This window comes from Halogeometricum sp. S3BR5-2, from assembly GCF_031624635.1.
Classification (GTDB): Archaea; Halobacteriota; Halobacteria; order Halobacteriales; family Haloferacaceae; genus Halogeometricum; species Halogeometricum luteum.
In genome coordinates this window covers 26681-48254 of sequence record NZ_JAMQOQ010000004.1, presented here as the reverse complement: position 1 = coordinate 48254, position 21574 = coordinate 26681, and the positions used below count along the sequence as shown (strand labels likewise).

The 21574-nt window shown below is 67.0% G+C and carries 22 protein-coding genes; 11 read left to right on the top strand and 11 right to left on the bottom strand.

The annotated features are described in order from the left end of the window. The first annotated feature begins 152 nt into the window (after positions 1–152). The 5 genes from NDI79_RS14960 to NDI79_RS14940 all read left to right on the top strand — a co-directional run bounded on the left by NDI79_RS14960 (position 153) and on the right by NDI79_RS14940 (position 5063). Positions 153–2771: a heavy metal translocating P-type ATPase gene (locus NDI79_RS14960; protein WP_310929374.1), complete on the top strand. Its 2619-nt coding sequence runs from the start codon at positions 153–155 to the stop codon at positions 2769–2771. Positions 2772–3011: 240 nt separating this feature from the next. After that, positions 3012–3611, top strand: coding sequence for an Lrp/AsnC family transcriptional regulator (locus NDI79_RS14955; protein WP_310929373.1), 600 nt, complete (start codon positions 3012–3014; stop codon positions 3609–3611). A 281-nt stretch (positions 3612–3892) separates the two neighbouring features. Further along, positions 3893–4243, top strand: coding sequence for a four-helix bundle copper-binding protein (locus NDI79_RS14950; RefSeq protein ID WP_310929372.1), 351 nt, complete (start codon positions 3893–3895; stop codon positions 4241–4243). Positions 4244–4418: 175 nt separating this feature from the next. Beyond that, complete coding sequence (locus tag NDI79_RS14945; RefSeq protein WP_310929370.1) at positions 4419–4808, top strand: helix-turn-helix domain-containing protein; 390 nt, start codon at positions 4419–4421, stop codon at positions 4806–4808. Positions 4809–4925: 117 nt separating this feature from the next. Further along, positions 4926–5063, top strand: coding sequence for a DUF7560 family zinc ribbon protein (locus NDI79_RS14940; protein WP_310929369.1), 138 nt, complete (start codon positions 4926–4928; stop codon positions 5061–5063). Between the two features lie 273 nt (positions 5064–5336). Here NDI79_RS14940 and NDI79_RS14935 read toward each other — a convergent pair whose 3' ends face one another. Then, complete coding sequence (locus NDI79_RS14935) at positions 5337–5807, bottom strand: pyridoxamine 5'-phosphate oxidase family protein (RefSeq protein ID WP_310929367.1); 471 nt, start codon at positions 5805–5807, stop codon at positions 5337–5339. Between the two features lie 93 nt (positions 5808–5900). Further along, complete coding sequence (locus NDI79_RS14930; protein ID WP_310929365.1) at positions 5901–6539, bottom strand: helix-turn-helix domain-containing protein; 639 nt, start codon at positions 6537–6539, stop codon at positions 5901–5903. A gap of 381 nt (positions 6540–6920) precedes the next feature. On the opposite strand from NDI79_RS14930, the gene NDI79_RS14925 reads away from it, so the two are divergent. Continuing rightward, positions 6921–8390: a hypothetical protein gene (locus NDI79_RS14925; RefSeq protein WP_310929363.1), complete on the top strand. Its 1470-nt coding sequence runs from the start codon at positions 6921–6923 to the stop codon at positions 8388–8390. Continuing rightward, positions 8387–9304, top strand: a complete 918-nt coding sequence (locus tag NDI79_RS14920) for a PH domain-containing protein (protein WP_310929361.1) — start codon at positions 8387–8389, stop codon at positions 9302–9304. The genes NDI79_RS14925 and NDI79_RS14920 overlap by 4 nt, the downstream gene beginning before the upstream one ends. A 3-nt stretch (positions 9305–9307) precedes the next feature. Here NDI79_RS14920 and NDI79_RS14915 read toward each other — a convergent pair whose 3' ends face one another. The 4 genes from NDI79_RS14915 to tbsP form a co-directional block, all read right to left on the bottom strand. Beyond that, positions 9308–10357 (bottom strand): M23 family metallopeptidase, encoded by a 1050-nt coding sequence (locus tag NDI79_RS14915; protein ID WP_310929360.1) that lies wholly within the window; start codon positions 10355–10357, stop codon positions 9308–9310. Positions 10358–10570: 213 nt separating this feature from the next. After that, complete coding sequence (locus NDI79_RS14910) at positions 10571–11584, bottom strand: DHH family phosphoesterase (protein ID WP_310929359.1); 1014 nt, start codon at positions 11582–11584, stop codon at positions 10571–10573. 386 nt (positions 11585–11970) lie between these two features. Beyond that, complete coding sequence (locus NDI79_RS14905; protein ID WP_310929358.1) at positions 11971–12714, bottom strand: TrkA C-terminal domain-containing protein; 744 nt, start codon at positions 12712–12714, stop codon at positions 11971–11973. A gap of 83 nt (positions 12715–12797) precedes the next feature. Next, on the bottom strand, positions 12798–13628 hold the full coding sequence (gene tbsP, locus NDI79_RS14900; RefSeq protein ID WP_310929357.1) for a transcriptional regulator TbsP: 831 nt from the start codon (positions 13626–13628) through the stop codon (positions 12798–12800). Positions 13629–13876: 248 nt separating this feature from the next. On the opposite strand from tbsP, the gene NDI79_RS14895 reads away from it, so the two are divergent. The 3 genes from NDI79_RS14895 (at position 13877) to NDI79_RS14885 (ending at position 16214) form a co-directional block, all read left to right on the top strand. Then, positions 13877–15076, top strand: a complete 1200-nt coding sequence (locus tag NDI79_RS14895; protein WP_310929356.1) for an ABC transporter substrate-binding protein — start codon at positions 13877–13879, stop codon at positions 15074–15076. An 80-nt stretch (positions 15077–15156) separates the two neighbouring features. Next, on the top strand, positions 15157–15369 hold the full coding sequence (locus NDI79_RS14890; protein WP_310929354.1) for a hypothetical protein: 213 nt from the start codon (positions 15157–15159) through the stop codon (positions 15367–15369). Further along, positions 15366–16214, top strand: a complete 849-nt coding sequence (locus tag NDI79_RS14885; RefSeq protein WP_310929353.1) for a beta-keto acid cleavage family enzyme — start codon at positions 15366–15368, stop codon at positions 16212–16214. Before NDI79_RS14890 ends, NDI79_RS14885 begins: the two co-directional genes overlap by 4 nt. 260 nt (positions 16215–16474) lie before the next feature. Here NDI79_RS14885 and NDI79_RS14880 read toward each other — a convergent pair whose 3' ends face one another. Together NDI79_RS14880 and NDI79_RS14875 are read right to left on the bottom strand one after the other, a co-directional pair. Further along, entirely contained in the window at positions 16475–17383 is a 909-nt protein-coding gene (locus NDI79_RS14880; RefSeq protein ID WP_310929351.1) for an AEC family transporter, read from the bottom strand. Positions 17384–17641: 258 nt separating this feature from the next. Next, positions 17642–18844 carry an iron-containing alcohol dehydrogenase family protein gene (locus NDI79_RS14875; RefSeq protein ID WP_310929349.1) on the bottom strand — a complete coding sequence of 401 codons (1203 nt, stop codon included), beginning with the start codon at positions 18842–18844 and terminating at the stop codon, positions 17642–17644. Between the two features lie 297 nt (positions 18845–19141). Here NDI79_RS14875 and NDI79_RS14870 point away from each other — a divergent pair, with 297 nt between their 5' ends. Then, positions 19142–19462, top strand: coding sequence for a hypothetical protein (locus NDI79_RS14870; protein ID WP_310929348.1), 321 nt, complete (start codon positions 19142–19144; stop codon positions 19460–19462). Between the two features lie 25 nt (positions 19463–19487). Here the strand turns inward: NDI79_RS14870 and NDI79_RS14865 are convergent, their stop codons facing one another. The 3 genes from NDI79_RS14865 to NDI79_RS14855 all read right to left on the bottom strand — a co-directional run bounded on the left by NDI79_RS14865 (position 19488) and on the right by NDI79_RS14855 (position 21507). Continuing rightward, positions 19488–20570 carry a cupin domain-containing protein gene (locus NDI79_RS14865; RefSeq protein WP_310929347.1) on the bottom strand — a complete coding sequence of 361 codons (1083 nt, stop codon included), beginning with the start codon at positions 20568–20570 and terminating at the stop codon, positions 19488–19490. Between the two features lie 68 nt (positions 20571–20638). After that, the gene (locus NDI79_RS14860) at positions 20639–20827 is read right to left on the bottom strand and encodes a hypothetical protein (protein ID WP_310929346.1); all 189 of its coding nucleotides are present in this window, start codon (positions 20825–20827) and stop codon (positions 20639–20641) included. 56 nt (positions 20828–20883) lie between these two features. Beyond that, positions 20884–21507 (bottom strand): MBL fold metallo-hydrolase, encoded by a 624-nt coding sequence (locus tag NDI79_RS14855; RefSeq protein WP_310929344.1) that lies wholly within the window; start codon positions 21505–21507, stop codon positions 20884–20886. Positions 21508–21574: the final 67 nt, after the last annotated feature.

Genomic DNA, 21574 nt, shown 5'->3' with positions numbered 1-21574 from the left:
GTGAAACGTGTGCTGGTTTCGACGCGTCCGCGGAGCGGCAGGGACCCCCGACCGTCGGCCGAACCGGCTTTCGATTCGAACGTTGCTCTCCAGGTGGAGCCGTACTTTCGAAAGGGAAACCCGGTTGAATGTAGGGCCCCTACCTAGGGACAATGAGTCACCGCACCAGCCGAATCGACGTACAAGGGATGAGTTGTGCGAACTGTTCGCAGACGGTGTCCGGCGCCGTCGAGTCGCTGGACGGCGTGCGGGAGGCGAACGTCAACTTCGCCACCGACGAGGGGTCCGTCGAGTACGACCCCGACGTCGTCTCGCTGGGCGACATCTACGCGGCCATCGAAGAGTCCGGCTACGACCCCGTAGCGGAGACGACCACTATCGCCGTTACGGACATGTCGTGTGCGAACTGCTCGGAGACCGTGCAGGGTGCGTTAGAGGGGACCCCCGGCGTCGTTTCCGCGGACGTGAACTTCGCTACCGACGAGGCGCAGGTGACGTACAACCCCGCCGAGGCGACGCTGTCGGACCTCTACGACGCAATCGAGGAGTCCGGCTACTCGCCCGTCCGGGAAGACGGCGACGACGAGGAATCCTCGGAGGACAAACGCGACGCCGCCCGGAAGGCCGAAATCCGGAAACAGCTCCGACTGACGCTGTTCGGCGCGGCGCTCTCGGCCCCGTTGCTGTTCTTCCTCGTGGAGAAACTGCTCCTCGGGGGGAGCGTGCTCCCGGACGAGGTGTTCGGCGTCGACTTCGGGTGGGTCGAGTTCGCCCTGGCGACGCCCGTTCAGTTGGTCCTCGGGCGGCCGTTCTATCGGAACTCGTACAAGGCGCTCGTGAAGAACCGCACGGCGAACATGGACGTGCTCATCGCGTTAGGGTCGTCCACCGCGTACGTCTACTCCGTCGCGGTCCTCCTCGGACTGCTGGCCAGCGAGGGGCTGTACTTCGATACGGCCGCGCTCATCCTCGTGTTCATCACGCTCGGCAACTACCTCGAAGCCCGCTCGAAGGGACAGGCTGGCGAGGCCCTTCGGACGCTTCTGGAGATGGAGGCCGACGAGGCCACCGTCGTCGACGACGACGGAACCGAACGCGAGGTCCCCGTCGAGGAGGTCGAGGTCGGCGACCGGATGAAGGTCCGCCCCGGCGAGCAGATTCCGACCGACGGCGTCGTCGTCGACGGGCAGTCGGCGGTCGACGAGTCGATGGTCACCGGCGAGTCCGTCCCCGTCGAGAAGGGCGAGGGCGACGAGGTCGTCGGCTCCACGATAAACGAGAACGGCGTGCTCGTCGTGGAGGCGACGAAGGTCGGTGAGGACACGGCGCTCCAGCAAATCGTGCAGACGGTGAAGGAGGCGCAGTCGCGCCAGCCCGAGATTCAGAACCTCGCGGACCGCATCTCGGCGTACTTCGTCCCCGCGGTCATCCTGAACGCCCTGGTCTGGGGCGCCGTCTGGTATCTGTTCCCCGAAGCGCTCGCCGGGTTCGTCGGGTCGCTCCCGCTGTGGGGACTGGTCGGCGGTGGCCCCGCGGCGCTGTCGGCGTTCGAGTTCGCCGTCGTCGTGTTCGCCTCGTCCGTCCTCATCGCCTGCCCGTGCGCGCTCGGTCTGGCGACGCCCGCGGCGACGATGGTCGGCACGACCATCGGCGCGCAGAACGGCGTCCTGTTCAAGGGCGGCGACGTGCTCGAACGCGCGAAGGACGTGGACACGGTCGTCTTCGACAAGACGGGCACCCTGACCGAAGGGGCGATGGAACTGACCGACGTGGTGGTGTTCGGAGACGACGGAGCGCCCGTGGCCGACGGCGGCGAAGCGGCTCCCGACGGGGGTCAGTTGACCGCCCGTGACCGCCTCGACGAGGACGACGTGCTGCGCCTCGCGGCTATCGCCGAGAGCGGGAGCGAACACCCACTCGCCCGCGCCATCGTCAGCGGCGCGGAGGAACGCGGTATCGACGTGACCGACCCCGAAGACTTCGAGAACGTTCCCGGCCACGGCGTCAGGGCGACCGTCGACGGCAGCGACGTGCTGGTCGGGAACCGAAAGCTCCTCCGCGACAACGACATCGACCCCTCGCCGGCGGCGGAGACGATGGAGCGACTGGAGAACGAGGGGAAGACGGCGATGCTCGTCGCGCGACTCCCCGCGGACGGCGGAGCGGGCGAACTGCTCGGCGTCGTCGCCGACGCGGACACGGTCAAAGAGAGCGCGAAGGAGGCAGTCGCGGCGCTCCGCGAACGCGGCACCGACGTGATGATGCTCACCGGCGACAACGAACGGACGGCGCGGGCGGTGGCCGAACAGGTCGGTATCGACCCGGCGAACGTCCGCGCGGAGGTCCTCCCCGAGGACAAATCCGACGCCGTGGAGTCGATTCAGAACGAGGGTCGGCAGGCGATGATGGTCGGCGACGGCGTCAACGACGCCCCGGCCCTCGCCGTCGCGTACGTCGGCACGGCCATCGGCAGCGGTACCGACGTGGCCATCGAAGCGGCCGACGTGACGCTGATGCGTGACGACCCCCTCGACGTCGTGAAGGCCATCCGCATCTCCGAGGGGACGCTTCAGAAGATAAAGCAGAACCTCTTCTGGGCGCTCGGCTACAACACGGCGATGATTCCGCTGGCCTCGCTCGGCCTGCTTCAACCCGTGCTGGCGGCCGGCGCGATGGCCGTCTCCTCGGTGTCGGTGCTCACGAACAGCCTGCTGTTCCGGCGCTATACCCCCGACCGCGACTACGAACTGCTCGGGTTCCTGCGTCGGTAGTCCGTTCTCCTCTCTTCGACCCGCCGCTTTCGTCACACCGCCGCGCTACGTCCTCGCGTCGCTCGTCGTCCTCTGGTCCGACATCGTCCGTTGCACCACGTCTTCCTTCTCCTCTGCCCTCGGACGTGCGACGGGCCAACGACCGGTCGAACGCGGGACCGACTCCGAGCGCCCACCGCCGAGCGCGGGCGGCCCGACCTGCCAGAAGCCAAAACAGGCTGCGAGTGGTACCCGTCGTCTATGACCGAGTTGGACGAGACGGACGTCGATATCCTGCGGCTTCTCATGGAGGATTCCCGCCGGTCGTTCCGGGGTATCGCGGAGGAGGTCGACCGCTCGCCGCCGACCGTCTCCAACCGCGTCGAACGGCTCCGGGAACTCGGCATCATCCGCCGCTTCACCCTCGAACTGGACCGCACGCTGCTCTCGGACGCCGACGAGACGCTGGTCGTCGTCGAGTCGCACCCGGCCGACGCGGAGGAGGTGCTGTCCCGACTGGAGTCCGAGGAGGGCGTCGAACACGTGTTCCGAACCGTCGAGTCGCGCGTCGTCGCCAAGACGATGCGTTCGCCCTCGGAGATACACGCCCTGCTCCGGTCGGTCCTGGAGGGACTGGAACTCAGAAACTACAGGGTCGAGTCCGTGCTCGACTCCTCGTGGCAGCCCCAACTCGAAGCGGGCGACTTCGACGTACAGTGCTCCGTCTGCGGGAACGCCGTCTCCGGCGAGGGCGAGACGGTGGAAGTCGAGTCGGGCGACCTCTACCACGTCTGCTGTGCGTCGTGCGCGGAGAAGATAAGCGCCCAGTACGAGTCGCTCGCCGAGTCGACCGGCGAATGAATCTTCTTCCCGCGCTCTCCCCCGGTTAACGAACCGCCCGTCTCGATGCGCCGTCTCTTCCGTCCTCGCCCGCTCGTTCCGGCCCGTTTTTCGTTCGAAAACGAATTACCCCGACGACCGCGGTTCCTTCGACCGAAACGGAATTCTCGACGCCGCCGTCGTCCGCATTTCGACGGAATCACGCTCGTAACGACCATCGACGCCGGATTCGCCGCAGCGAGCGAAGGTTAACGATCGAAGCCACAAGCGAGGAAAAGTAGCCGCCCGTTGGTACAGATGCGATGTCCCTGTCAGAGTCCGTCTCCGAGATCGACCATCTGAGCGAGGAACAGCGCGAATGTATCGAGAACTGCACCCGGGCCACCGAGGTCTGCGAGTGGTGCGCCGACGAGTGCCTCGGCAGCGAGGACATGGAGGAGTGCGCCCGCCTCTGCCGCGACGTGGCCGACATCGCGTCGCTCCACGCGCGACTGATGGCCCGCGATTCCGACTACGCCAACGACCTCGCGGAGACGTGCGCGGACGTCTGCGAGGCGTGCGCCGACGAGTGTGAGAGCCACGACGCCGACCACTGCCAGCAGTGCGCGGAAGTCCTCCGCGACTGCGTCGAGACGTGCCGGAGCATGGCATAGAGCGCCGGCGAACCGCTCTCGCAATCGACGCTTCGTCCCGGTTTTTCTTCGCGTCCGAACCGCTCCATCGACCGTCTCCACTTGGCGGTATATAAACCACCCCGGATATCTGCGGTGCAGACTGGTTGTCGTTCCCCGCCTTGGATAAAATATGAGTCAGTCGACGATGGCCCCGATGGCAGTCCGTCACCGCGAATACAGCGACGAGAGCCGCACGGTCTCCGACGTCGCCGAGGTCGAGAGCCTCTTCGACGTCCTCGACGACGCCGACTGCCGCGCCATCCTCCGGGCGACCAGCGAGGAGGCCCTGTCCGCGGGGGAACTCTCCGAGCAGTGCGACATCCCCCTGTCGACGACGTACCGGAAAGTGGAATCGCTCACCGAGGCCGGACTCCTCGAAGAGAGCCTCCGCCTCTGTCGCTCGGGCAAGCATACCAGCGAGTACCGCCGCCGCGTCGACGACATCGTGGTGTCGATGGACGCCGCGGGCGAGTTCTCGCTGTCGATCACCCGTCGCGAACGCGCCGAGCGGTCGGCCCGTTCGTCGGTGGCGGGCGGGCGGTGACCCCTTCGGAACGTCCGCGTCCGCACATCCGAGTCAAATACACCCCGATATCCGGGCGGAACTGCGGTCGACTCCCGGAGCCAAACCGCCTATATGCGAGAGTGTGAAACAGCGGCCATGAGCGAGTTCGTCTTCACCTGCCCGGAGTGCGGTCAGCGAATCGAGGTCAACGGCCCGATGCGCGAAGCGACGCTGACGCACGGCTGCCCCGTCTGCGGGGCGTCAGTCGACTCGCAGCACTTCGCGTCCTGTTGACGGTTCGTCTCTCGGTTCGCCGCGCGGGACCTATCTTCGGATGACGCGGGAGAGCGCTCGAACTGTCCTTCGGCGACGCTCGCGAAATCGAGCCCCGTTACCGGGTCGTCCGACGGTCGAAGTCGTCACGTCGCCGCGCCGATGACCGTACAGGCCCGGCGAAAGCGACGTACGGGAGCAACAGTCCGACAAATCGTATCAGGCGAATCATAGTAGGCGGCGCGGCCTCCTCCGAAATGAATTTATTGACGGATTCCGTTCCGAGCGCTCCCGTCACTCGGCCGCGTCTCGGTCTATCTCCGTCCGTCGCCCGTTCAGTTCGTCCGGGTCGAGCGTGTACAGTTGGATGTTGAGGTCCTTCTTCGACTGTCCCCATATCTCGAACAGCGGTCGCTTCGCGTTCCCGTACTGCTCGACGTGCTCGACGGTCAGTTCCGCGGGCGATATCTCCTCGAGGGTGCCGGTGCCGACGACGCTCCGGTACGTCGACGTCGGGTTCGACTCGCTCTCCTCGTAGACGACGATACGCGCGCGGGGCGACGACGAGAGGAACCGCCGCTTCTCGCTCTCGGGCGTCGAGACGAGTCGCACGAAGAACGCCCGGGCGCCGGCGTCGTACCCGTAGGAGATGGGAATCGAGTAGGGCTCGTCCGACTGGGCAAGCGAGAGGACGCCCGTCTCGTGGCGACCGAGGAACTCGTCGACCTCCGAGTCCGACATCTCGGTTTCCTGTGCGAGTGGCATTGTGTACTGGTGCGAGGAGACCGCTCGACTTAAATTATCCACGTGCGGGCGAGACGGTCCGCGCGTTCGCCGGACGGCGGGGCGACTGCACCCTTACGCGCTCCCTTCGAGCACGTCCTCCAGAATCTTCCGCTGGGCGGTGACGAGGTGTTCGGTGAACGTCGACTGGGAGATGTCGAGTTCCGCGGCTATCTCGGTGGCGTTGGCCCGCTTCGGCCGCTCGAAGTAGCCCATCCGATACGCCGTCTCCAGCACTTCGCGCTGCCTGTCGGTGAGTTTCCCTCGGTTAACGAACACCCGCTCTTCGGGCGGTCCCTCCAGCGGCGGTTGGAGGAGACGCTGAACGTCCACGTTCTCGAATCGGTCGCCGAGTTCGCCCATCACCGCCTGCAACTGGCCGAAATCCGCCGCGTGGAAGACGAGCGTCAGGTCGCCGTCGTCGGCGACGTACCGGTGGACCGGACAGCCGAACCGCCCGAGACACTCGCAGGGACAGGTCGCGTCGCCCTCGTGGGCGGTCCGGAACACCGTCGCCGTCCCGTAGGAGAAGACGGCGTCCTCGGCGTCGTCGTCTCCCGGAACCAGGAACTCGGTGACGCTCCCCGCCTCCCCCGGCAACGAGACGCTCGTGGCCGTCTGATCGATGGCTCCCGCCGCGGACTCGGAGCGCCGGGCGATGGGGCACCCGTTCGGGTCGGCGAATTTTACGGTCGCTCGGATTCCGGACGCCATGTGTCGTACGCACCGTCCGTCCGGCGCACCTTCATGGTAGCGGTGGCTCTGCTGAACCGAACCTTCGGGGGTGCGGGCGAGGGAACTTCTCTCCCGCGCCCTAGTATCCGAATCGCTCTTTGGTCCTCTTTCCAGGCATGTTTCACCCTCACACCCGCCCTCAGACTATCCTCTCGCGATACAAATAGGAATACAAAAATTTCAGCATATCTAACTAATCTGATACACCCGTTTATCCCACCCTCAGATTCGGCTTAACGCGACAATAATGGCACTAAAGGCCGAATACGCGTCGTATACGGTACTCGACCCAAAACGTTCAAATCGTGAAAATGTCGTTATCACATAACATTTATATAGGATGTCATTGATAATTCGGTCGTGAATACGAACCCTAATTGGTCCTCCATCGCGCTCACGCTCGCGTTCGTCCTCGCCCTCTGTTCCGTCTCGGTCGGAACGGCGGCGGGCGGCGCGGCCGGCGACGGCGCGTCGGCCTCCACCGCGACGGCCGCCGCGACCGAGACGCCGCAGGCGAACCGAACGACCGAAACGGACGCGACGCCGACGGCAACCCCATCACCGGACGGGGTGACGGCCACCACGACGCCGGATTCGTCGCCGCCGACCGAGTCCCCGCCCGCCGCCGACGCGGTGTTCGTCGTCTCCGATCTCGACGCGCCCGAGACCCTCCGCGCGGGCGACGGCGTCCACGTGAACGCGACGGTGACGAACCGCGCGTCGGCGAACGGCACCGAGACGCTCCGGTACTCCCTCGGCGGCGCCACCGTCGCCTCGCGGACGGTGACGCTCGCCGCGGGCGAGTCGAAGACCGTCGAGTTCGCCGTCCCGTACGCCGACGTCGAGTCGGCGCTCGGCGACCCGGCGCCGGGCACGTACGTCCACGGCGTTCGGAACGAATCGGGGGCCGGCGCGGCCGCGCGCCTCCGCGTCACGCCCGACGTGGACCTCTCCGTCGAACGCTTCGACGCGCCGACCGAAATCTCTCACAACGAGTCCTACATCGTCCTCGCGACGGTTCGAAACCCCGGCGACGTCACCATCACTCGGAACGTCGACTACGCGTTCGCCGGCGAACCCGTCGTCGAACGGGCCGTCACCGTCGCCGCCGGCGACGACCGACAGGTCGCCTTCGAGATGACGCTCGCCGACGCGGCGTCCGTCGTCGGACCCGTCGAGAACGAGACGACGTACGACCACGGCGTCCGAACCGGCGACTCGCGCGCCGGCGGCGCCGTCCGCGTCGTCCGCGGGCCGAGCGCCGACGCCTCGGCCCTCGCCGTCGAGTCCTTCGAGGCGCCCGACGACGTGCGCCCCGGCGACTCCTACCGCGTCAACCTCACGGTTCGGAACGTCGACACCGCCGACTTCGAGGGGCAACTCGGCTACCGCGTCAACGGCGCCGTCGTCGCTACCGACTGGACGCGCGTCCCCATCGGCGAGCGCCGGACCGTCAGCTTTCGCATGACGCACGACGACGTGGCCGACGCGGCGGTTCCGCTCTCCGCCCCGGACACCGAACAGGGGGTGTACGTCGGAAGCGACGCCGTCGAGACCCGTCCGGTGACGGTCCACGTTCCGCCCGAACCCGAGACGGCGACGCCGGAGCCTCCGACGTTCACCGCCGACGGGTCGGTCGGAGCGCCGACGGCGACGCCCGCCGCGGACGCGTCCGACGGGGGTGACGACGCCGACGCCGACATCGAGTGCCAGCGCGGCTTCTTCACGGCCTGCGGCGGCACGGCGCTGGGCGAGACGTCGCTCACGCTGGTCGGTATCTTCCTCTCCGGACTGGGAATCGTCTTCCAACTCTCGCAGGGGCGACGATGACCCGAGGGCTCCCCGCGGCGTGGAGCGCGCTGTTCGGCGCGCCGTTCCTCGCCCTCGGCGCGTACGTCTTCGCGTTCCAGTCGCAGTACCCGCTGGTGGCGAACCAGCCGACCGCGCCGCCGTTGGCCGGCGTTCCGCTGGCGCTCTTCGGCCTGTTCGTCGTCGCGCTCGGCGTCTACGTGCAGTTCGCCAGCACGCCCGACGAGCCGACGATGCGGGACAACGAGTTCGTCGTGGACGACCGCGACCCCGCACAGCGGAGCGCGCTGTTGCAGACGTTCCTCTCCGTGCCGTTCCTCGCGGCCGGACTGGACCTGCTGTACTTCACCGACTACCCGCTCGTGTACCCGACGCTCGCCCTCGCGGTGGGGCTGTACCTGTTCTCGACGGGCATCCACCGCTACTGGCGGAACACGCTCACGACCTACGTGGTCACGAACCGCCGGATACTGCAGGAGTACCGGTTTATCTCGCTCTCGCGGACCGAGGTTCCCTTGGAGAAAGTCCGCGCCGTCGAGGAGCGGCAGTCGGTCGTCGACACGCTGTTCGGCCTCGGTAACGTCCACGTCCGGGCGGGCGCGAGCGGAAACCTGAGCGTGACGGTCCGCTCCGTCTACGACTCCGCCGAGTTCGCCGACGAGATACGCGACGAGATCGATCACACGATCAACGGCGCCGACCGCGCCGACGACCGATTCGACGGCGCGTTCGTCGAGTCGACGCCGGTCGACCCGGCGTCCGACGACTCGGTCCTCGACGCGGAGGGCTCCGTCGAACCGCTGTCGACCACCGACGTCGACGCCGCGTTCCCCGACGCCGAACCGTGGAGCGACGGCGGCACCGTCGAGCCGATTTCCGCGGGCGACGACGCGGCGGACGGTTCCGGCGAGGCGACTCACGACGGTCCGCTGTAGCGTTCATTCCGTCTCCGCTGGCCGCTCCGATTGCTCCGATTTCTGCTGCACTACGCGCTGTCCCGCCCGTAACGCCGCCCGTTCGACGGGAACCGGTTCGCCGTTGGGTCCGTCCGCGACGGCGACGCCGTCGAATCCGACGGGCAGTCCCATCCCGCGGTAGAACGACGGCGAATCCTGCACGTGGAAGTGGAGGTGCGGTTCCGTGGAGTTGCCCGAGTGACCGCACAGCCCGATTCGCTGCCCGGAGTCGACGCGGTCGCCCTCGCGCACGGCGACGCTTCCTTCTCGGAGGTGCGCGAGCACGCTGTACTCCTCCGAAGCGTGTTCGACGACGACGTAGTTGCCGCGGATGTCCCGCTGACGGAGGTCTAACCATCCTCGCGTCCGCGGCGCGTCGCGGTGTCCGTCGCTGGCGGCGACGACGACGCCCGCGGCCGGCGCGACGACGGGTCGCTCCCAACAGTGGTAGTCCGACGGGTCGGACCCCTCGCCCGCGTGCGTCCGGCCCTCGTCGTCCGTCACCACGTGGTCGTAGGCGTACCGCTGTGCGAGGATGCTCCACGAGTGCGAATCGTCTCTCTCGTGTCCGCCGCCGACGACGGTCCACTCGCCCTCCACGGGGAGGCGGTAGGTCGCCCGTTGCTCGAACGATTCGGGGCCCGGTAGGTCGAACCGGTAGCGCCGGTAGACGTCGAGGTGGCCGAGCAGTTGACCGACGCTCTGCGCTTGGACGTACGGGTTGAGTTGCAGGGGGACCATCGACAACAGAAACCGCGCGGTGCTCCACCGGTCGCCCGTCCGAATCCACTCGGTCGGAGACTCGCCGCGCGTCGGAAGGAACAGCGAGACGAAGGGCCACAGACCGAACAGGAAGCAGTAGAGAAAGGGGGAGAGCACCGCGAACCGGGACGAGAAGACGGCCGGGAGACCGAGTAGACCTAGCAGCGCGAGGTTCGTCGGGTCCGGAAGCCTCTCCAGCAGCGACTTCGATTCGGCGGGATCACGGGGTCGTTCGTCGTCCGACGCGTCCGTCTCGGTCCGGGAGGGCATACCGAGGGGGTGGACGCGGCGGGAGAAGAGCGTTTTGCGACCGTTCTTCGTGTTCGACATTCGGGAAGCGTGCCGGGGGCGGCGAGGTCATCTCGTCGCTCGTCGCACGACGGGACCCGTCATCGCCCCGGAGTCGGCGTCCGCGTCCGCACTGACGCGGAGTACGTCCGGCGGCGGTACGCTTTCGCGCACCGCCGCCTCCTCGGGTCGCGGTCAGGTACCGCCCGAGAGTTTGAGACTCTCGCTCAGTCGGTCGGTGACGACGTTCTCGACGATGTCGACGAAGCACTCGTCGTGGTTCCGGTAGTCGGCGAAGATGCCGAGCGGAATCTCGCCGCCACCCATCTCGCGGTGACCGCCGGCGCTCCCCACGTCGTCGAACGCCTCCTCGAGGGCGTTGCCGACGTGGACGCGCGAGTCGGTCGTCCGCGCGCTCAACTCGATAGCGTCCTCGACGATGCCGAAAACGACGGCCGTCTCGACGCCCTCCAAGGTGGCGAGGTAGTCCGCCGCCTGCGGCAGGGCGTCGCGTTCGTCGGTCCGACCGACGTGAGAGAGGAGGACGGACCCGCGGACGACGCGGTTGTCGATGGAGTCGGAGATGGCGTCTATCGTCGCCCCGCTCACCGACGGCGTCGACAGCCTCCGGAGCAGGTCCCGGTCGGCGTGGTCGTGCAGCGCCCCCGCGGCGTCGTACTCGGCGGTCGTCGCCCCGCGCAGGAAGCCGAGCGTCTCGCGGCGGATGGCGAACAGCAGCCCCGTCGCCAGCGTCTCCTCGACGGCCACGTCCAACTCGCGGACGTACTCGGCCAGTATCGTCGCCGTCGCGCCGATGTCCTCGCGGTGGTCGACGAACCGAGCCTCGACGTCCTCGACGCTGTGGTGGTCGATGACGATATCCACGGACGTCTCCTCCGGGAGTTCGTTGTTCACTCCGGGGAGCGAGTGGTCGACGAACGCGAGCAGCGACCCGTCGTCACGCTCGCCTAACGACTCGGGCGTGAACAGTTCGAGGTCCATGTCGAGGAGGTTGATAAACGCGCGGTTCTGCTGGTGTGAGATACTCCCGCCGTAGAGTATCTGGTGTTCGTCTATCCCGGCCTCCGCCGCGATGCGCCCCAGTGCGAGGGTACTCGCCAGACAGTCCGGGTCCGGGTTGTTGTGGCAGACGACGGTGAGTTGCTCGGCGCCGGCGAGCAACTCGAAGAGTTCTCGCGCTTTCGTCATCCCTCGGACGTAGGCGGCCGGGATACAAGCGTCTGTCTGTCGTTCCGAGCTGTCGACACTCTGTCCGGTTTTTCGAGTCGCGGCCGTCGCCCTCAAGTCGTCGAATCAAAAGTGAGTCCGGGGGGACTCGAACCGACGCCGTCTCCGGCCCCGGTGCGGGAACGTGGTGGGATGGGGGAGAAGCGCTCCCGCACCTCCACTTTCGCGGACCAGCTGATAAATGTATGTTTTTGCTACTGTCACAGAATCAATACAGTTTCGAGTGACACACGTTCCCGATTCAGCCCCCTCGACGCATCTAGCATCCGTTTCGGCACCGTCCGCGGTCAACATCGGGTGAGGCGGGCCGTCGGACGCGGGCCGCGCCCGTCGTTTCTCCCGTCCGCTCAATCGCCGCCGAACGCCGCGATGGTGTCCTCGGGCAGGTCGCCGCGGGCGAACAGCGTCACCAGGTCGTCGGCGCGTATCTCGGTGTCGCCGCGCGGGGTGAGTATCTGCTCGTCGCGTTCGACGGAGACGACGAGCACCTCCGGGTCGACGTAGCCGCGTTCGTTCGCCTCGCTGAGCGTCGTCCCGTCTATCCTCGCCCCCGGCGCGACGCTCACCTCCACCACCTCGGCGCCGCCGGACAGCGACATGAAGTCGGCGATGGACTGTCGTCCCCGCCGCCCCTCGGGTCCGAACGCGCGGTAGGGACTGTGCTCCTCGTGCTGTAACAGGTGTTCGTCCTCTATCTCCAACCCCATCTCCGCTACGCTCCGGGTGACCCGCGAGAGTTCCTGGGCGTCCTCCCCCACCGTCGTGACGTGGATGTTCGCGGTTCCGCACATGAGTTGTCGGACGTTGACGACGCCGGGCACGTCGGCTATCTGCTTGGCCAACCGCTCCCGCTCGGCTATCTCCGCCGTCCCCACGACGAGGTTCGTCAGGCGACCCTCCGCGCGTTCGTAGTCGACGTGCGCGTGGTAACCGCGGATGACGCCGTCGGCCTCCAGTTGGTTGATCCGGTTCCGAATCGTCCCGGCGGAGACGTGCGCCTCCTCGGCCACCATCGGCGCGGAGGTGTTCCGGGCGTCCCGCACGAGGTGATAGAGAATCCGCTTGTCGACGTCGTCCAGTCGGTCGACCATACGCCGCACTGGTCGTCCACGGTGATAAACGCCACAGAATCCCGTCCGGCGATACGCGGGGCGGGAAACGGAGTCGCTTCGCCTTAGCTGCCCATGCTCTGCGCGACGCTCGCCAACTGCGCCCCGCTGGCGTCTCTCAGGCGCTCGTCGCCGAGTTTGAGGCGAAGTCGCGGGCGGCCGACGTCGATGGGAACCTTCTCCGTGGCGATGAGGCCCCGCTCTTCGAGTTCGCTCTTCTTCCGCGAGAACGTCGCCTTCGAGGCGAGGCCGATATCTTCGGCCCACCGCGAGACGTCGTAGAACAGTTCCTCGTTCCGCGCGGCGACGAGGAGGCTGATAGCGACTTCGTCCGGACCGTCGCCGCCCCCGCGGGCCGTCTGGAGGTTCGAGAGCAGGTCGGTGAAGTCGGTCCTGCACTCCGGACCGAGACGCTCCGCGATGGTCGTCTCGACTCGGCTGAGTCCCGGCGTGTGAAGCTTGTACTCGTCGCTCGCCTCGAACAGCGTCTCGTACTCCTCGCGCACCGCGCCGACGAACTCCTCGTCGTCGGTCTGAAGCCCCGCCAACAGCGAATCCGCGCTCACGACCGTCGTCACGACGGACTCCGACGCCATCAGGTTCGGCTTGTGGCCGTCCGCGTCGTCGAGGACGCGGAGTTCCAGCGACTCCGACTCCACGAGGTCGGCCGTCCGACTGGCGACGAGGAAGTCGTCCATGACCTCGCGCAGCACGGTCTTCTCGCCCAGTACACGGACCGTCGGCGTCGGCCCCGCGAACGTGCTGAGCGACTCCACCGCCCGTTCGAGGGTGTCGACGGTGGGGTTGACGAGATACAGCGAACGCTCAGTCGTCTCGAACGCCCGCTCGAAAACATCGCTCATCTCGTCTGTCAGCAGTTCTGCTGGGTAGTTCATACTTTATTTCAGCGCTGGTCTATATTTAGCTCTGGCGGCTTTACGACCTGAGAAATCTGTACAACCCTCATAATCGCCTCTCCGGGCTTGTACGTATTCGGTATGTACGAACCGCTCCGTTTTCGTACCTTTTCGGCGACGACTGCACCGGCCTAACTGGCGTCGGCCCCGATACGAAGATTCGACCATACTCCTTAGGCTCGCCTAAAAATCGAAACCGATTTAGGTTCTTTAGGCAAGCCGAAAACATGACGCGAGATACGCAGGACGGTTCGACGCGGCGGCGATTCCTGAAGGCGGGCACCGGCCTCGCCGTCAGCGGCGCGCTGGCGGGGTGTGGACAGGACGGCGCGGGTTCGACCGCGACCGGCGACGGTGGCGACCCGACGTCGTCCGCGAGGGACGAGTCGACGACCGGGGAGGGGACGGACGCCGCGACGGAGTCGGCGTCCGGCGAGTCGTACGCGGTGTCGATGGAACCCGTCGGCACCGTCGAGCTCGACGGCGTCCCCGAGTCGTGGGTCCCGTTCACGGGCGACTACGCGGACATGGGCGTCGCCCTCGGCCAGGCGGACGGACTGGAGGCCATCGGCGTCCCCGAGCGCTTCGGAACCCACTACTACGAGGAACTGCCGGACGTCTCCGTCGATAAAGAGAGCCTGACGACGCTGTACCAGGAGGGGACGGGCAAGGAGATATTCTACGAGATAGGCGCCGACGTCCACGTCGTCGACCCCAACTTCATGTCCAACCGACTCCAGTGGAGTCGAAGTGACGTAGAGGAGGTACGTCGGAACGTGGCCCCGTTCTTCGGAAACACCATCTTCACGCGGGTGTACGACTGGCACGACTACCAGCACTACTCGCTGTACGAGGCCTTCGAGAAAGTCGCGCAGTTGTTCCGACAGCAGGAGCGCTACGACGCGTTCGCGAACCTCAATGAGGAGGTCACGGCCTCGATTCGGGAGAACCTGCCCGACGAGTCGCTCGACGTCGCGCTCCTGTATCCCGCGAGCATCCCGCCCGAATCGTTCTACCCCTACCTCATCGGCGAGGGGACGGCGTCGAAGCAGTGGCGCACTCTGAACGTCGGCGACGCCCTGGCGAAGAACGGCATCGCCGACGCGCAGGCGGGCGGCGGCACTATCGACTTCGAGACGCTCCTCGATATCGACCCCGACGCCATCGCGGTCCGGATTCAGGGGAACATCACGGAGGAGTACTTCCGGGAGAACGTCGTCCGACCCCTCCAGCAGCACGACGTCGCCAGTCAACTCACGGCGGTGCAGAACGACCGCGTCGTCTACGGCGGCCTGACGTACCAGGGACCCATCATCTACCTGTTCCAACTCGAGATGGCCGCGCAGGGGCTCTACCCCGAGGCGTTCGGCGACGAACCGCTGTTCGACCGTCGGCGCGTGAACGACATCGTTACGGGCGATTTCTAAGCCTCGTTCGTCCGTCGACGCACCGAACGCGGCGCTTCCGGCGTGCCAGCGGTTAAGTCCGCCGTGTACTAACGACTGCTATGACCTGCCCGTTCTCGGAGTACCGACCGCTCCCCGACGGCGACGGAACGCCCCGCGCCTACTGCGCCGCCGCCGAGGAGTTCGTGCAGGCGATGCGCGCCGACATCTGCAACGACCGCTACGGACTCGACCACGCGACCGACTGCGAAATCTACCGCGCGAACGCCGACGGGGAGGTCGGAAACGGGAACGAGAGCGGGGACGCTCCGTGACGTACGAGGACTACCTCGCCGGGGACCCCGTGATACTCACCGCGGCGCTGACCGGAGGCGTCCACGGTAAGGAGGCGAACCCGAACCTGCCCGAGACGCCCGAGGAGATAGGACGGGCGGCGGCCGAGGCCGAGGCGGCCGGAGCGTCCGTCGTTCACCTCCACGCCCGCCGGCCGAACGGCGAGCGCTCCTTCTCGACCGAGCGCTTTCAGGAGATAGACGACGCGGTCCGACGCTACGCCGACGACGTTATCATCCAGCACTCCACGGGTGGAACGGCCGCGCCCGACGACCACCGGGCGCGACCGCTACGCACCGACCCCGCGCCCGAGATGGCCTCGCTCGACATGGGTCCGCTGAACCGCTACGACCGCCTGACGAGCGAGAACACCCGAGGACTGGTGGACGACCTGTACGACGAGATGCGGACGCGCGGAATCAAGCCCGAACTGGAGGTGTTCAACGACGGCCACCTCAACGAGGTGCACGGCCTCCTCGAACGCCGCGACCTCTCGGCGCCCGTCTACGCTACGCTCATCTTCGGTCCGGGCACGCTCACTCGGCCGACCCCACAGAACTTCTTGAACTCCGTCGCAAACTTACCGCCCGGAGCGACGTTCAACACGCTGGGCTTCGGCCGCCACCAACTCCCCTTCGCGACGATGGGGGTGTTGTTCGGCGGTCACGTCCGAGTCGGACTGGAGGACAACATCTACCTCCGGCGCGGCGAGTTGGCCGAGTCGAACGCCCAGTTGGTGGAGCGCGTCGCGGAGATTTCGGAGCGTCTCGGCCGACCGGTGGCGACGACCGACCAAGCGCGCGAGATACTGGGCCTGAGTGCCTGAAAAGCAAATCGAGGTCGGTCTCAGAGGAGTATCAGTCGAGTCTCTCTTCCTCGCGGTTCGGCGCTCCGTTTCGCGGAGTTAGTGTCCAACGAATATGTTCTATACACTCTCGTTTTGCCAGTTTTGATATCTACTGTCCGTTACTGATCTACTCTATCTTTGCTGTCTTTTTCGTCTTTGCCACCTCTTCCGGGTTTGCTATCGTTACCAGTCATGGAAATCCGGCTTCCGCGCGGCGTCGTCGGGATTGGGGCACAACCTCATCCGACGAACTGGAGGACGACGAAGATGGTTCCAACCGACGCGACGGTGGTCGCGAAGACGTTGGCGGAGGCGAGGTCCGCATCGCCGCCGAGTTCCGTCGCGTAGATGAACGTGGAGATGGCCGTCGGCATGGCGAGCATGAGCACGCCGGCGCGGGTGGTCGAGAGGTTCGCCGAGAGCAGCGAGAACGCGGCGAGCGCCGTCGCGGGCATGAACAGCATCTTCAGGGCGACGACCGACCCGACCGTCGGGAGGTCGACGGCGCCCGCGTCGAGCGACAGCGATGCCCCTACGGCCAGCAGTGCGGCCGGAAGCGCGAGTTGCGAGATAGCGCCGAGGCCGTCCGAGACGACCCCCGGAACGGAGACACCGAGCGCGGAGCAGAGGAAGCCGAGCGCCAACGCGCCGATAACGGGGTTGGCGAGGAACCCTCGGAGTTCCTTACTGAGGTCGGCCTCCGCCTCGTTGACGAGGGCGAGGATCGCGACGGTCGCCGGTATCTGCGTCAGACCGCCGACGCCGAGGATGACGCTCGCCTTCGCGGTGGCGACGTCGCCGAACGCCGCCGCGGTTATCGGCAGACCGAGGAAGCCGAAATTGCAGTGATACGACTGGACGACGGCGACGCTCCGAGCCGCCGGGGAGGAGGTCCGTCGGTGGACGACCCACCCCGCCGCGCCGACGACGAGGAGCACGAGCCAGAACCCGGCGATCAGACGCGGTTCGAGTACGTCCCCGAGCGACTGGGTGGACGTGGAGGTGAAGACGAGCGCCGGGAGCGCGAGGTAGAACGCGAACCCCGTGAGCAGGTCCGCCCGCGACTCGGTCAGGAGGCCGAGGCGCCGCCCGCCGATGCCCGCCAACAGGAGGACGAGGAGATAGAGCAGGTTCGAGACGACATCCATGCGCTCCCGTCGGTCAGCGCCCCATTCGGTCTTACGCCTGCGGCAACCGCGGCGACCGCCTCGACCGGCGTCTCGACCGCTCTCGCCGCCGATAGTGGCAATCGAACGTGATAGTTCCAAGATGTAAAAACTATATTGTATATCAAAGATAGAAAAATAGCAAAACTAGCTTTGATAGACGAATTAGAAAAACCGAACGGGTCGAACCGGAGGGTGGAACGGTCTGGGAGAGAGGGCCGGCGCCCGCCGCCCCGCCACTCAGTAGGCGTCCCGGAGCACTCCCTCGACCGCTTCGGCCGTCGGTTCGAGGTCTTCGGGGGCGTTCGCGAGGAAGGAGTCGTTCACGATGTCCTCGGCCACCGCCTCGAACTCGGCGGGTTCCGGGCCGTCCACGTCGCGCAGGCGCGACGGGAGCGACAGCGCGTCCCGAACCCGTTCGACGGCGTCGACCACCGCGGCGGCGGGGTCCGCCGCCCGCCCGACGCCGAGCGACTCCGCGAGCAGTTCGCGCCGGCCGTCGACCTCCTCGAACAGGTAGCGCAGGACGTGCGGGGCGACGACGGCGTGCGCGGCGCCCTGCTGCACGTCGTACGTGCGCGTGAGGCCGTGTCCGAACGCGTGGATGAGAGAGAGCGTCACGCCGCCGGGGCGGGAGACGCCGTACTGGACGAGCATCGTCCCCTCGACGACCGGGTCCAGCGTCTCCGGGTCCGGGTCCGAGGCGCCCTCGCCCAGTCGGCGCAGACCGGGTTCGAGCAGTCCGAGTCCGCGCGACGCCGTCGCGTCGGTCACCGGTGTCGCGTTCGAGGCGTACAGCGTCTCGATACCCTTGTCGAAGCCGTTCATCGCCGACGCCGCGAGGACGCCCTTCGGCGTCGTCGCGAACAGTTCGGGGTCGTAGACGACGGCCCGAGGGGTCAGTTTCGGGTCCGCGATGCCGCCGCCAGCGGATTCGTCGACCGGACCCGATTCGGGGGAGGCCGTCACGCCGGCGACGTTCGACATCTCCGCGCCGGCCAGCGTCGTCGGCACCGCGACGACGGGCAGGAGGTCGCCCGACGGAACGGAGACGGTTCCCGACTCGACGAGTTCGGTGCCCACCTCTTCGGGCGGTCGTTCGTCCGCCGCGAGGAGGCTGACCACCTTCGCCACGTCGAGACTGCTGCCGCCGCCGAGGCCGACGACGACGTCGGCGTCGCACTCCCGCGCGGCGTTCAGTCCGTCGTAGGCCGTGCCGAGTCGTTTCTCCGGCGTGGTTTCCGCGAACACGCCCGCTAACCGGTCGCCCAGTCCGTCTCTCACGGGGTCCATCACGGCTGGCGTCTCCCCCACCGTCGACCCGCAGACGACGAGCGCGCGTTCCAGGCCGTGCGCTTCCAACTCGTCTCCGAGGTCGGCGGCCGCGCCGCGACGGGAGCGAATCACGGGCGCGTCGAACTCGAACCGGTAGCCGTCGCTCATCGCTTCCATCCTCCCGTCTCGGCTCGATTCGCGCGGGGTCCGGCGGTCGCCCGGAACTCGACTCGGCTCCGCGGTCGGTCGCGCGTTCGCGTCGGTATCGTCTTCATACTGCCCGATTCGGACTGCGAACGGGTATGGCTTTCCGGACGCCGGCGACCCCCGGTAACACGACGCGACCGCACGCTTCGACACGGGTCCGCGCGACGCGCCACGGCTGACGGACGCAGTCGTCCCTCCGTCCGCGTTCGGGACTATCGACGCGAACGGTTTACGTGCCGGCGAGACGGACGGGGAGGTATGGGATTCGATCTGACGGTCGACGTGTCGGACGACTCGGCCGAGGGGCCGCCGAGCGCGGCCGCGGTGCTCGCAGAATGGGAGTCGATTCCGCCGACAGAGCTGTTCGAGCGGGCGTTTCTGCGCGAACACACCTCGTTTCGAACGTTCGGCGAGATGGTTCGCGCGAGTCCGTCGTCGGCGTCGTCGCCGGCGGAACTCGGCGTCATCCCCCGCGAGGAGTGGGACGCGTTCGTCGCGGAGACGACGGCGTTCGAGAATGCAGCGGCGATGGTCGCGGCGGCCCGCGAGCGCTGGTTCGCGCGTCAGTTCGACCTGTGACCGGCGACCGCGGTTCGGTTCGCGTTCAGGACGACGGCTCCGCCTCGGCGTAGAAGTTGAACGCCTCTAGCACCGGGCGGTCGGTCATGCCGAGGAGGACGGCCTCGTCGTCGGGGTCGTGGTGGTGCGTCGCGTCCGGCGGCACGACGAAGATGTCCCACTGACCCCACTCCAGGGCCTCGCCGTCGACGTGCGTCGCTCCCTCGCCCTCGATGACGAAGTACACCTCCGTCGCGTTGTGGAAGTGGGGGTCCGTCTCCTCCTGCAGCAGTTGCGCCCGGAACGACATCGTCGGGAACAGCGGCTCCTTCCCCGTCGCGGGGTTGACGTACGCGAGGCTGTAGCCGTCGTTCGGGTCCGGGTCGTCGTTGTCCGCCCGTTGGCGGAGCGTCTCCTCCATCTCCTCCCACCCGAAGCGGTACGGCGGCGTCGCCTCTCGGATGCCCTCGAACGGCCCCGGAATCTCCCCGTCGGACTTCTCGTTTGCGGGGCGGCCGCGGCCGTACTGGGAGTCCCAGTAGCCCTGCGTCTTCGTCACCGGTTGGCGTTCGAGTTCGTGGTTCTCGAACACCTGTTTCTTGTTCATCGAGTCGAGGAACAGCGGAAGGTCGAGCACGTCCAACCACGCCGCCGTCTCGTCGGAGTCGTTGACGTGGTCGTGCCACTCCCACTGCGGCGTCGTGATGAGGTCGTTGTTCTCCATCGGGAACTCCTCGCCGGAGACGACCGTCTTCATGTCCTCGGTGCCGTCGATGGTGAAGCGGAGCGCGTTCGCCGAGTGGCGGTGGGCGGGCGCCGTCTCGCCGGGCGACACCGTCTGGACGCCGACGTAGATGGTGTTGGAGATGGCGTTACCGAGACTCCGGTTGATGGGGACGGCGACGCGCCGCTGGAACCCCGGCGGCAACTCGGAGATGGGAACGTCCGCCTCGATGCCGTCGATGGCCTCCTGAATCTCCTCCCAGCGCCAGATGCCGGGTTCGGGGTCGTCGATGACGTTCCCGAAGTCGTCTTCGACCTCCCAGAGCGGTCGGAGGCCGTGCTGTTCGAGGATGCTTCGGGTGTCGGAACTCAGTTCGAGGAGTTCCTCCGGCTCCTTCTGTGCCATGGTCTATCGTTACGTCAGGTCGGGCATAAGTGTGATGGATGTGCACGTCCATCGGTCGCCCGCGCCGTTCACGCCTCGGCCGACGTCCGGGCCTGCGCGTCGAATATCTCCTCTGCGGGGAAGACCGACCGGCAGTCCTCGCAGACCATCTGCCGCTGGATGGCGTACTCCCACAGTTTCCCGTCGCAGTTCGGGCAGTCGAAGTGCGCCCGCGCGAACGGACTCTCCTCGGCGTACGGGTTCTCGAACTCGGCCATGTCCGTAGATTCGGCGGCACCCTCAAAAGCGTGTTGTCCGCCGCGCGAGTGGGCTCCTACGGTTTTCCCGCGAAGTCGACGAAGGAGGTGAGCTTCCCGCTCGCGTCCTCGGTGACGCTCGACCCGTGGAACAGCAGTCCGACGTCGAACTCGTACTCCGCGAGGCGTTCGAGGTTCTCCTCGGCCGACGCGAGGTCCTCGGTGAACACCGCCGGCGGCAGCACGAAGTGTCCCGCGGGGATGCCGCGGACGTCCGAACCGAACACCGCGTCGCCGAGGACGGCCAGCGACCGCGACTCGTCGACCAAGGCGTGGTGGTCGGAGGTGTGGCCGGGGACGTGGACCGCCGTGAACGGTCCGATTTCGGCGCCCTCGCCGTACCGCTCGTCCGGCCGGAACGTCTCACAGCGCGTCTGCTGTGGGACCCACGTCTCCGCGTCGTATCGCTCGGCGAGCGACGCGAACCCGCCCGCGTGGTCGGGGTCGCCGTGCGTGAGAACGAGCCGTTCCGGTTCCGTTCCCACCTCCTCGATTCGGTCAGCGACGACGTCGGTGGTATCCTCGAACCCTGCGTCCACGAGCGTCGGCGTCTCCCAGTCAAAAAAGAACACGCGGTAGCGGCCGCCGTTCCGCTCGGCGACGGTCAGGTCGTACACGTCGTCCGCGACTTCCGTGATCATGTCAAACGGGCGTCGCGCGAGCCGGAAAGGGGTTGTGCCCGATGACCAACCGTTATATCGCTCGCTC